Raw genomic sequence first — 10,541 nt, forward strand, 5'->3', positions numbered from 1 at the left:
TCACATGTCCACTGACCCCGACCGCAAGCTCGTCGACTACCTCAAGTGGGTCACCGCCGACCTGCACCAGACCCGACAGCGGCTGCAGGAGGTCGAGTCGGGCAGGCAGGAGCCGGTCGCCATCGTCGGCATGGCCTGCAGGCTGCCGAACGGGGTGACCAGCCCGGCCGGGTTCTGGCGGCTGCTGGCCGACGGCGCCGACGGCATCGGCCGCTTCCCGGCCGACCGTGGCTGGGACTTCGACGTGCTCACCGGCGACGGCGCGGGCAGCAGCGCGGCCACCGAGGGCGGGTTCATCGACGCGGGCGCCTTCGACGCGCCGTTCTTCGGGATCGCGCCCCGCGAGGCGGTCGCGATGGACCCGCAGCAGCGGCTGCTGCTGGAGCTGTCCTGGGAGGCGATCGAGCGCGCCGGGATCGACCCGGTCGGCCTGCGGGGCAGCAGGACGGGTGTGTTCGTGGGCGCGTCCGGTGTGGACTACGCGGGCGTGCTGCTGAACTCCGGCGAGGACGCGGAAGGGCACGGGACGACCGGGCTCCTGGCGAGCGTGGTGTCCGGTCGGGTCTCCTACACGCTGGGGTTCGAGGGTCCGGCGGTGACCGTGGACACGGCGTGTTCATCGTCGCTGGTGGCCATGCACATCGCGGCCCAGTCGCTGCACGCGGGCGAGTGCACGCTGGCCCTGGCCGGTGGTGTCACGGTGATGTCGACGCCGATGGCGTTCTCCGGGTTCAGCAGGCAGGACGCGGTGTCGCCGAGCGGCCGGTGCAAGTCCTATGCGGACTCGGCGGACGGCACGGGCTGGTCCGAGGGTGTCGGCGTGCTCGTGCTGGAGAAGCTGTCCGACGCGCGGCGCAACGGGCACGAGGTGCTGGCGGTGATCCGTGGGTCGGCGGTGAACCAGGACGGCGCGTCGAATGGCTTGACCGCGCCGAATGGGCCGTCGCAGCAGCGGGTGATCCGACAGGCGCTGGCGGGCGCGGGGCTGGTGCCGTCCGATGTGGACGTTGTGGAAGGGCATGGCACCGGGACGACGCTCGGGGATCCGATCGAGGCGCAGGCGCTGCTGGCGACCTACGGGCAGGACCGTGAGCAGCCGCTGTTGCTGGGGTCGGTGAAGTCCAACATCGGGCACGCGCAGGCGGCGGCGGGCGTCGCGGGCGTGATCAAGATGGTGCTCGCCATGCGGCACGGCTTGCTGCCCAAGACCCTGCACCTGGACAGCCCGTCGTCCCATGTGGACTGGTCGGCCGGTGCGGTGGAACTGCTGACCGAGCAGCGGGCCTGGCCGGAGGTGGATCGGCCGTGGCGGGCGGGGGTGTCGTCGTTCGGCATCAGTGGGACCAACGCGCATGTGATTGTCGAACAGGCGGAGCCGGTTTCTGTTGAGACCGCGCCTGTTTCGCCGATGGTGGTGCCGTGGCTGGTGTCGGGGAAGTCGGAGCCTGCGCTGGCCGCGCAGGTGGAGCGGTTGACCGGGTTCGTCGCGGACGAGCCCGACGTGGCGGCGGTGGATCTCGGTCGGTCGTTGGCGGGCCGGTCCGTGTTCGAGCACCGGGCCGTGTTGCTGGCGCCGGGGCACGAGGTGGCCCGGGGCGTGGCCGTCGAGCGGTCGTTGGCGGTGTTGTTCACGGGGCAGGGTTCGCAGCGGCCAGGCATGGGGCGGGCGTTGTGTGCTCGGTTCCCGGTGTTCGCCCAGGCACTGGACGAGGTGTTGGCGCACCTTGATCCGTCGTTGCGTGAGGTGATGTGGGGTGATGGGCCGGGCCTGGATGACACCGGGTTCGCCCAGCCCGCGTTGTTCGCGCTCGAAGTGGCGTTGTTCCGGCTCGTCGAGTCGTGGGGGTTGCGGCCGGACCATGTTGCCGGGCATTCGATCGGCGAGGTCACGGCCGCGCATGTGGCGGGTGTGTTGTCGCTGGCGGATGCCTGTGCGTTGGTGTCGGCTCGGGCACGGTTGATGGCCGCCCTGCCTGCGGGCGGGGCGATGATCGCCGTTCAGGCCACCGAGGACGAGGTGTCGGCGCGGCTTGTCGAAGGCGTGTCGATCGCCGCCGTCAATGGCCCGGAGTCCGTGGTGATCTCCGGTGTGGTGAACCCGGTCGTCGAGATCGCCGAGTACTTCGCCGCCGAGGGGCGCAAGACGCAGCACCTGTCGGTGAGTCACGCGTTCCACTCGTCGCTCATGGACCCGATGCTCGACGACTTCCGCCAGGCGATCGCGGACCTCACCTTCGGGGAACCCGAGATCCCGGTCGTCTCCAACGTGACCGGCAGACTCGCCACCGAGGAGATCCGCACGCCGGACTACTGGGTCGAGCATGTCCGCCGGACTGTCCGGTTCGCCGACGGGGTTCGGGCCCTGGCAGGCGCGGGTGCGTCGGCGTTCCTGGAGCTGGGGCCGGACGGTGTGCTGACCGCGCTGGCCCGGGGCGTGCCGGACGCGGTGGCCGTTCCCGCGTTGCGCAAGGACCGGGACGAGGAGACCACGCTGGTCACCGCCCTGGCCGAGCTGCACGTCGCCGGAGTGGACATCGACTGGTCCGCGTTCTTCGCGGGCACCGGCGAGCGCCGGATCGACCTGCCCACCTATGCCTTCCAGCACGAGCGTTATTGGCCCGCGCCGAGCGAGGCCATCGACCGCGCCGGTGACCCGCTCGACGCCCGATTCTGGGCCGCCGTCGAAGGCGAGGACGCGGACCTGCTCGCCGCCGATCTCGATGTCGACGTCGTCGCCCTGGAAGCGGTCCTGCCCGCCCTGTCGACCTGGCGGCGCCACCGCCGCTACCAGTCCGTGCTCGACTCCCTCCGCTTCCACGAGACCTGGAAGCCACTGCCCGCGAACGCCACCCGGCCCGCCGGAACCTGGCTGGTCGTCACCCCGAACCGGTGCGCCGACGACGAATGGCAGGCCGCCGTGCTCGCGGCGGTCGGCACCGACGCGATCCGGCTCGGCCTGGACGAGGTCGACCGCGCCACCCTGACCGACCGGCTGCGCACCCTCGCGCCCACCGACGCCACCCTGGCCGGGATCGTCTCCCTGCCGGCCCTCGACGCCGACCCGGTCACCGCCACGGCGACCCTGCTCCAGGCGGTGCGGGACGCGGAGATCACCGCCCCGGTGTGGTGCGTGACGCGGGACGCGGTGAACTCCGACCGGCTCTCCCCGGCACAGGCAGGCGTGTGGGGGCTCGGCCGGGTCGCGGCGCTGGAACGCCCCCGCCAGTGGGGCGGACTGATCGATCTGCCGGAGACCATCGACGACCGTGCGGCCCGGCGGTTCGCGGGCGCACTGGCCGGTATGGACGGCGAGGACCAGGTCTCGGTGCGCGCGTCCGGTGTGTTCGGTCGTCGCCTCGTTCCGGCCCCGATGGGTGCCCAGGACGCCGGGTGGACCCCGCGCGGCACGGTCTTGATCACCGGTGGCACCGGCGGCCGTGGTGCGCATGTCGCCCGCTGGCTGGCAGGCGCGGGCGCGGACCACCTCATCCTCGTCAGCCGTCGCGGCCCGGACGCCCCGGGCGCCGAGGATCTCGCGACCGAGCTGCGCGAACTGGGCGTCCAAGTCACGATCACCGCCTGCGACGCGGCGAACCGGGACGACCTCGCCGCCGTGCTGGCGGACATCCCGGAACCGCTGACCGCCGTGATCCACGCGGCGGCCACCGTCGACGACGGCGTGCTCGACGACCTGACCCCCGAACGGTTCGCCTCGGTGTTCCGGTCCAAGGTGGAACCCGCGCTCCACCTCGATGCCCTGACCAGGGACCGGGACCTGTCGGCGTTCATCCTGTTCTCCTCGGTCGCGGGCGCGGTCGGCAGCCCCGGCCGGGCCAACCACGCCGCCGCCAACGCCGTGCTCGACGCACTGGCCCGGAAGCGTCGGACGGAAGGTCTCCCGGCGACCTCGCTGGCCTGGGGCGCCTGGATCGGCGACGACACCACCGACGACGAGCCGGGCCGCCGCCGCGTCCCGCTGCCCGCCGTCCACCCCGACCTGGCCGTTGCCGCGCTCCGCCAGGCCGTGACCAGCCCCGAGCCGACGCTGGTAGTCCTCGACCTGAAACAGCCCGGCATCCTGGACGGCCTCGTGGGCATGCGGGGCAACGCCCTGCTCAAGGAACTCCCACAGGCCAAGCAGGCACTCGCGGACGCCGCCGCCGCGCGTCACGAGACCGAGGCCGCCGCTGCCGCCCTTCGCGACCGTCTGCGCGGCCTGCCCGAGGTCAGGCGGATCGGGGTCGTGGTGGAGCTGGTCCGCGAACACGTGGCCGCCGTGCTCGGCTACCCCGGTGCGGCCGCGATCGAGCCGGAGAAGAAGTTCCGCGACCTCGGCTTCGACTCGCTGACCGCGATCGAGCTCCCCAACCGCCTCAACGCCGCCACCGGCCTGCGCCTGCCCGCCACCGCCGTCTACGACTACCCGACGGCCACCGCGCTCGCCGACTTCGTCCTCGCCGAACTGCTCGACACGCACGCCGACACCCACCTGCCGACCGCGCTCACGCACACCGACGACCCCATCGTGATCGTCGGCATGGCGTGCAGGCTGCCGGGCGAGGTCCGCTCGCCGGACGACCTGTGGCGGCTGGTCCGCGACGGTGGCGACGGCATCGCCCCCTTCCCGGACGACCGGGGCTGGGACATGGCCATGCTGCTCGGCGGCACGCACGAGGGCCAGGGCCGGAGCGCGACCCTGGAGGGCGGGTTCATCCCCGGCCTGGCCGACTTCGATGCGGGCTTCTTCGGCGTCTCCCCGCGCGAGGCCCTGGCCATGGACCCGCAGCAGCGGCTGCTGCTGGAGCTGTCCTGGGAGGCGTTCGAGCGCGCGGGTCTCGATCCGCGCAGGCTGCGCGGCAGCCGGACCGGCGTGTTCGTCGGCACGAACGGCCTGGACTACGCCACGGTGATGATGAACTCTCGGGAGGACATCACCGGCCACGCGGGCACCGGCCTCGCCACCAGCGTGATCTCCGGCCGCATCTCCTACACCTTCGGTCTGGAGGGCCCGGCCGTCACCGTCGACACGGCCTGCTCGTCCTCGCTGGTCGCCCTGCACTGGGCCATGCAGGCCCTGCGTGCGGGCGAGTGCTCGCTGGCCCTGGCGGGCGGCATCACGGTCATGGCCACGCCCGCGAGCTTCTCCAGCTTCACCGCGCAGGGCGGGCTCGCGCCGGACGGCCGGTGCAAGGCGTACTCGGACTCGGCGGACGGCACGGGCTGGTCCGAGGGCGTGGGTGTGCTGGTCGTGGAACGGCTGTCCGACGCCCGGCGCCTCGGCCACGAGGTGTTGGCGGTGGTCCGGGGCAGCGCGGTGAACCAGGACGGCGCGTCGAACGGCCTGACCGCGCCGAACGGCCCGTCGCAGCAGCGGGTGATCCGGCAGGCCCTGGCCAGTGCCGGGTTGACCGCGTCGGACGTGGACGCCGTGGAGGGGCACGGCACCGGCACCTCGCTGGGCGACCCGATCGAGGCCCAGGCGCTTCTGGCCACCTACGGCCAGGACCGGGAGCGGCCGCTGCTGCTCGGGTCGATCAAGTCCAACATCGGCCACACCCAGGCCGCCGCCGGTGTCGCCGGGATCATCAAGGTGGTCCAGGCGATGCGGCACGGCGTGCTGCCCAAGACCCTGCACCTGGACAGCCCATCGTCCCATGTGGACTGGAACGCGGGCGCGGTGGAGCTGCTGACCGAGGCGCGGTCCTGGCCGGAGGTGGATCGGCCGTGGCGGGCCGGGGTGTCGTCGTTCGGGATCAGCGGGACCAACGCGCACGTGATCATCGAGCAGGCCCCGGTCGGGCCGGGGACCGACCGGGTGCCGACGAATGTGGTGCCGTGGTCGGTGTCGGCCAAGTCCGAGGACGCGCTGGCGGCCCAGGTCGGCAGGCTCACCGCCTTCGCCGCCGAGCGCCCGGACGTGCTGCCGGTCGACGTGGGCTGGTCGCTGACCGAGGGGCGGTCGGTGTTCGAGCACCGGGCGGTGCTGTTGGCGGACGAGAACGGGGTGGCCGAGGTCGCGCGGGGCAAGGCGACCGCGCGGTCGTGGGCGGTGCTGTTCACCGGCCAGGGCTCGCAGCGGTTGGGCATGGGGCGGGAGCTGTATGGCCGGTTCCCGGTGTTCGCCGACGCCCTGGACGACGTCTTGTCCCACTTGGACATTCCGGTGCGGGATGTGATGTGGGGTGACGACCCGGAGTTGTTGAACGACACCGGTTACGCGCAGCCCGCGCTGTTCGCCCTTGAGGTGGCGTTGTTCCGGCTCGTCGAGTCCTGGGGCCTGCGGCCGGACTTCCTGGCCGGGCACTCCATCGGCGAGATCACCGCCGCGCACGTCGCCGGGGTGCTGTCGCTCGCCGATGCCTGCACCCTCGTCGCCGCGCGGGCCCTACTGATGCGGGCGCTGCCCCCGGGCGGCGCCATGATCGCCATCCAGGCCGACGAGCAGGAAGTGCTGCCGGAGCTGATCGAGGGCGTGTCGCTCGCCGCGATCAACGGGCCGCGCGCGGTGGTGATCGCAGGCGAGGAGACGGCCGTGTGCGCGGTCGCCGAGAAGTTCGAGGGGCGCAAGACGCAGCGGTTGTCGGTCAGCCACGCCTTCCACTCACCGCTCATGGACCCGATGCTCGACGACTTCCGCCGCGTGGTCACCGGTCTGCGGTTCCAGGAGCCGGAGATCCCGGTGGTGTCCAATGTGACCGGTGAGCCCACGGCGGAGATCAGCACTCCCGAGTACTGGGTGGACCACGTCCGCAAGCCCGTCCGGTTCGCCGACGGCATCCGCACCCTCGCGGCGGCAGGCGTGTCCACATTCCTCGAACTCGGCCCCGACGGCGTCCTGACCGCCATGGCCCAGCACAGTCTCGACGGCTCTGAAGCTGGTGGCACCGGTGACACCGATGGCACGGTCCTGGTGTCCGCGCTGCGCAAGGACCGCTGCGCGGAGCACTCGATCACCACGGCGGTGGCCCGGCTGCACGTGTCCGGGATCGAGACCGACTGGTCCGCGTTCCTCGCCGACGCCTGCGGCCGCCTGGTCGAGCTGCCGACCTACCCCTTCCAGCACGAACGCTTCTGGCCCCGCCCGGCCGCGTTCACCGGCGACGTCACCGCCAGCGGTCTCGTCTCCGCCGACCACCCGCTGCTGGGCGCGACCCTGACCCTGGCCGAGTCCGACAGCGTGTTGTTCACCAGCAGGCTCTCCCTCCCCGCCCACCCCTGGCTGGCCGACCACACCGTGGACGGGACGACCGTCTTCCCGGCCACCGGCTTCCTGGAACAGGCCATCCGTGCGGGCGACGAGGTCGGCTGCGAACGCGTGCGAGAACTGACCGTGGAAGCCCCGTTGGTTCTGACCGGCGACGGTGGCCCGATCGTCCAGGTGCGCGTGGGCGCGCCGGACGAGGACGGCGCACGCACGATCGACGTGTATTCGCGGCAGGGCGAGGCGGACCAGACCTGGACCCACCACGCCACCGGCGTGCTGACCAGCGGTGAACGAGTGCTCGACCTCGGTGTGGCGGAATGGCCGCCGCGCGACGCGGAAGCGGTCGACCTCGACGACTTCTACGCCGACACCGGCTACGGCCCGGCGTTCCAGGGCCTGCGGTCGGCGTGGGTGCGCGGCGACGAGGCGTTCGTCGAGGCCGCCATGCCGGTCAACGCCGAGGACGCCCGCTACTTCGGACTCCACCCTGCCCTGCTCGACGCCGTCCTCCAGGCCACGCCCTTCGCGGGCGTCGGCGCGGAAGGGATGCAGGCGCCCACCCACTGGCAGGGCGTGTCCCTGCACGCCAACGGCGCCTCGGCCCTGCGCGCCCGCATCGTCAAGACCGACGCGGACACGGTGACGGTGACGGCGGTCGACCTCGATGGCGCCCCGGTGCTGTCGGCCGAGTCGGTGACCGTCAGCGCCCTGTCCACAGTCGAGACCGCCACCGACGGCGCGGGCTCACTGTTGCGGGTGGACTGGGTGCCCGCGCCCGAGGTTCCCGCCGACGACCGCGCCCGGTGGGTCGCGCTCGGCACGGATGAGTTCGGGCTCGGGGCCACGATCGGCACCCTGGCCGAGGCGGCGGACGACTCGCTCGTCCTGGTGCCGGTCCCGGCCGCGAGCGCGGACGGACTGCCCGGCGTGGTGCACGACCGCACGGCCTGGGCGCTGGGGCTGGTGCAGGACTGGCTCGCGCTGGACAAGGTCGGGGCGCGGCTGGTGTTCGTCACCCATCGCGCGGTGCCCGCCGAGGACGACGAGAGCGCGGCGGACCTGGCCGGTGGTGCGGTCTGGGGCTTGGTGCGCTCGGCCCAGTCGGAGCACCCGGACCGGTTCGTGCTGATCGACCTGGACACCCCGGACATCTCGGGAATCCGCCCGATCCTGCCCGGCCTGCTGGTCACCGGCGACGCGCAGTTCGTCGTGCGCGACGCGACCGTGCGCGTCGGCCGCCTGGGCAGGCTGGCCGCGACCAAGGACGCGGTGTCCCGGCCCTGGAACCCGGACGGCACGGTGTTGATCACCGGTGGCACCGGCGCGCTGGGTGGCCACCTCGCCCGCTGGCTGGTCACCGCAGGTGCCCGCCACCTGCTGCTGACCAGCCGCCGTGGCCCGGACGCACCCGAGGCGGCCGCGTTGGCGGAAGACCTGCGGGCCTTGGGCGCGGCCGTCACCGTGGCCGCCTGCGACATGGCCGACCGCGACGCGACAGCCGCTCTGCTGGCCGGGATCCCGGCCGAACACCCGCTCACCGCCGTGATCCACACCGCCGGTGTCCTGGACGACGGCGTGATCACCTCGTTGACCCCGGAGCGGCTGTCCACGGTCCTGCGTCCCAAGGTGGACGCCGCCTGGAACCTGCACGAACTCACCCGGGACCTGGACCTGGCCGCGTTCCGCACGTTCTCGTCCATCGCGGGCGTCATGGGCAGCCCCGGCCAGGGCAACTACGCGGCCGCCAACTCGTTCCTGGACATCCTGTCCCACCGCCGCCGCGCCCTCGGCCTGGCGAGCACCTCGCTGGCCTGGGGCCCGTGGGCGCAGGAGGCCGGTATGACCACCGGCCTGAGCGACACCGACATGCGCCGCATGCAGGGCGGCGGCATGCCCCCGCTGTCCGTGCCGGACGGCCTGGCCCTGTTCGGCGCGGCGGGCCTGCGCGCGGAACCGGTGGTGCTGCCGGTCGGTCTGGCCGCCGGGGCCGGACGGCCGCAGGGCGAGGTGCCGCCGCTGTTCCGCAGGCTGGTGCGCGGCAGCAGGCGCGCGGCCGCCAACGCGGCGGGCGGCGCGGGCACCCCGGCCACCTTCGCCAAGCGGCTGGCCGAGCTGGTCGGCGAGGAACGGATCCGGTTCGTGGTCGACATCGTGCGCACCGAGGCCGCCGCGATCCTCGGGCACGACTCGCTCGCCGCCGTCGAGGCCGACCGGGACTTCTACGAGCTGGGCTTCGACTCGCTCACCTCGGTCGAGCTGCGCAACCGGCTGGCGGCGGTCACCGGGCTGCGGCTGTCCGCGACCGTGGTGTTCGACAGCCGGACCCCGGCCGAGCTGGCCCGCTGGGTGCGCGGCGAGCTGTCCACGTCGGCGGGCGCGGAGGCCGGGAACGTGGTCGTGCTCGCCTGCGACGAACCGGAGATCGACTCGGTGGAGCGGATGTTCCTGGACGCCATCAACAACGACAAGACCCGCGAGGCCGAGCGCGTGCTGGCGGCGCTGGCCGCGTTGCGCCCGACCTTCGCCCAGACCGCCGAACTCGAAGACCTGCCCTGGGCGGTCCCCCTCGCCGAAGGGTCGCAGGGGCCGCGCCTGATCTGTGTGTGCGCGCCCACGGCGAACGGCGGCGTCCACCAGTACTCCCGGCTGTCCGCGCACTTCCGGGGCAAGCGGGACGTCGCCGCGCTGCCGCTGGTCGGGTTCGCGGCGGGGGAGCGGCTGCCCGCCAACCCGGAGGTCGCCGTCCGGGTGATCGCGGAGAGTGCGCTGCGGGCCAGCGAGGGCAGGCCGTTCGCGCTGGTCGGTCACTCGTCCGGGGGGTCGTTCGCCTACGCGGCGGCGGGCCTGCTGGAGAACACCTGGGGCATCCGGCCGACGGCGGTGATCATGCTGGACACGCTGAGCTTCCAGCACGGCGACGACGATGGCGTGGACTACCCGGGCATGATGCGGCTCAACTTCGCCGACCCGGGCGCCTCGCCGGTGCGCCTGACCAACTCCCGGCTGTCCGCGATGGGCCGCTGGATGGTGCTGCTCAACGCGATGAAGGTCCAGCCCACCACCGCCGACGTCCTGATGATCCAGTGCGCCCGGCAGGTGCTGGCCCGGAACGGCGACCCGGAACGGCCGCCGCTGGTGCCCACTGCGGAGGTCCGGCTGGTCGAGGCGGACCACCTGTCCATGGTCCGCGAGGACTGCGACAAGACCGCCGCGATCGTGGAGGACTGGCTGACCTCGGACCGCTTCGCCGGTCAACCCGTGGGGTGATCCCGACGGTCATCCTGTTCCGGACGCGGGCCCCAGCGGACGACTCCGCTGGGGCCTGCGTCCGGGTAGG

The 10,541-nt window shown here is 72.9% G+C and carries 1 protein-coding gene; it reads left to right on the plus strand.

Annotation, left to right across the window (positions count from 1 at the left end):
- The first annotated feature begins 4 nt into the window (after positions 1-4).
- On the plus strand, positions 5-10,471 hold the full coding sequence (locus C503_RS0103980; RefSeq protein WP_018680912.1) for a type I polyketide synthase: 10,467 nt from the start codon (positions 5-7) through the stop codon (positions 10,469-10,471).
- Positions 10,472-10,541 lie beyond the last annotated feature (70 nt).

This window comes from Actinokineospora enzanensis DSM 44649, from assembly GCF_000374445.1.
In the GTDB taxonomy this organism is placed as follows: Bacteria; Actinomycetota; Actinomycetes; order Mycobacteriales; family Pseudonocardiaceae; genus Actinokineospora; species Actinokineospora enzanensis.

Coding starts and splice junctions, on each gene's coding strand:
- C503_RS0103980 (WP_018680912.1), top strand. CDS start 5: ATGTCCACTGACCCCGACCGCAAGCTCGTCGACTACCTCAAGTGGGTC.